The 1,932-nt window shown below is 61.1% G+C and carries 2 protein-coding genes; one reads left to right on the forward strand and one right to left on the reverse strand.

Going from position 1 to position 1,932, the window contains the following annotated elements; genetic code table 11:
• A partial coding sequence (locus EYB53_RS25215; RefSeq protein WP_205712778.1) for a hypothetical protein occupies positions 1-384 on the forward strand: 384 nt, incomplete at its 5' end.
• A 396-nt stretch (positions 385-780) separates the two neighbouring features.
• On the opposite strand, the gene EYB53_RS25220 is transcribed toward EYB53_RS25215, so the two are convergent.
• Positions 781-1,908, reverse strand: coding sequence for an IS91 family transposase (locus EYB53_RS25220; RefSeq protein WP_135482385.1), 1,128 nt, complete (start codon positions 1,906-1,908; stop codon positions 781-783).
• Between the last annotated feature and the right edge of the window lie 24 nt (positions 1,909-1,932).

Genomic DNA, 1,932 nt, shown 5'->3' on the forward strand with positions numbered 1-1,932 from the left:
ACAGATGTTTGGTTGTTAAGGGGCCGACGAGGTGGTCATTTTGGCGAGGGTATTGGTTTAAAGAAAGTTTTATATATGAATGAGGAGAAGTCGAGGAGTAGAAAGACTCTTAATGAGCTAGACGTATTTAAAATACTCTCTAGCATTACAGGAATAGTAGCAACCTTTTCCTTTTTATATCCTTTGCTTTGGTTTTTGATGTTGTACTCGTCAATCACGGATCTCTTTTTTCGTTTACTCGCTGCTGTTGCGTCGACAGCTTTTCTTTATCATTTTGGTGACTCACTAATCGGAAGCGCTGTTATAAATTTAATTAGATCTACTCATCCTAATGTTAAGATCGCCGATGCCTCTTTATTAGATGTATATAAAGATATAAATTAAGTTGGTGCCGATGCGCACAACTCGACACAGCTCTCAATGTTCGGTATGAGCTTGTACGGGCTGAGGGCGGCCCAACGAACTAAGGATTCATGTGGCGCGAAGCCGCCACATAATCCTTGTTGAGCGAAGCCGACGCGCTCAAGGTGCAGGAGCCGTATGGGATTTCCGGTGGGGCTCTGGGTCAGGGGTGCGCTCCGGCGCTGCGTCTGCGCAGCACCGGAGCGCGCGTGCCCTGCGGTGGATGCCCAGCAGATCGGTCATGCGGGAGCCCGTGTTGGTCGCCGTTCGGTGTCGGCCATGCGCCCAGTGCTCACCCCATGGGTCGCCACGCCAGGATAGCCGCTCGCTCGGGCAACCCAAAGCCAGCGTCCGCATTCAGGTCATGCGCTGATGACCTCAGCGACGCTGCTCGCGTGACGCGACGGATTGCACGTCCGGTGGCGCACGCTGCCGGGGCAGCACCCGCTCCAGCCGCAGCGCCTGACCGCAATTGGGGCAGCGCAGATCCTGGTGCTGGTCGGGCTCGGGGCGCTCATCGTCTGGGGGCAGGAGCTCAACCTTCCGCTGCTGAAGGATCAACTGGGCGCGCAGCCGCGTCAAGTGCTGACGCGCCCCGACTCGGAACAGCCCGTAGGAGCGCACCTTGACGAAGCCTTTGGGGAGGATGTGCTGCAAAAATCGCTCAATGAACGCCTCCGCCGACAGCGTGCTGATGCGGGTCTGGCGGGTCTCCCCATCCTGAGAGCGAAAGGTCACCTCGCCGTCGGCCATGCCCAGGATGCGATGGTTGCTCAGCGCAACACGAAAGACGTACGGGGCCAGGTACTTTAGCGCCGTCCACCCGCTCCCCACCGGACGGCAATCGACCACCCAGGCTTGCCGCCAGACCTCAGCGGGGATGCTGCGCCACAGCTCAGTCTGCCGCAGCGCCGCCTGGAGTTTGGCGCGAACGAGGATAGCCAGCGGTTTGACGTGAACGAGGAAGTCGGCCCTGGCCGTTATCCAGGTGCGCCCATCAGCGGACAGCCCGCCCCCGGGCACCAGGTAGTGGATGTGCGGATGGTAGCGCAGGTCGCGCGTCCAGGTCTGTAAGACGCCAACCATGCCGAGTTGCCCGCCCAGGAAGCGCGGATCCTGGGCCAACTGCTGGAGTGCCGCCGCCGAGGCGCGAAAGAACCGGTCATCGACCTGGGCCTGGTGCGGGAAGGCGATGGCGCGGAGGGCCGCAGGCAGCGTGAAGGTGACCAGGAAGGACGGTACCGGCAGCAGCAGGTCCTGCTGGCGAGCCAGCCAGTCCTGCGCCGCATCGTGCTGGCAGGTGGGGCAGTGGCGGTTGCGGCAGGAATGATAGGCGTAGCGCACCTGGTCACAGTGCGGGCAGCGGTAGACCTGCCCACCCAGGGCTTCGGTGCGACACGCTTCAATGGCGTGCATCGCCGCGAGCTGCGCTGACGACCGCTGACTCCCCCAGCGCGCGCGAGAGGCGGGGCCATAGCGGCGGAAGACGTCGCCGAGCGTGATCACGACAACCCGGCGGTTAGCGCCTCC

Source organism: Candidatus Chloroploca mongolica (genome assembly GCF_004762035.2).
GTDB lineage: Bacteria > Chloroflexota > Chloroflexia > Chloroflexales > Chloroflexaceae > Chloroploca > Chloroploca mongolica.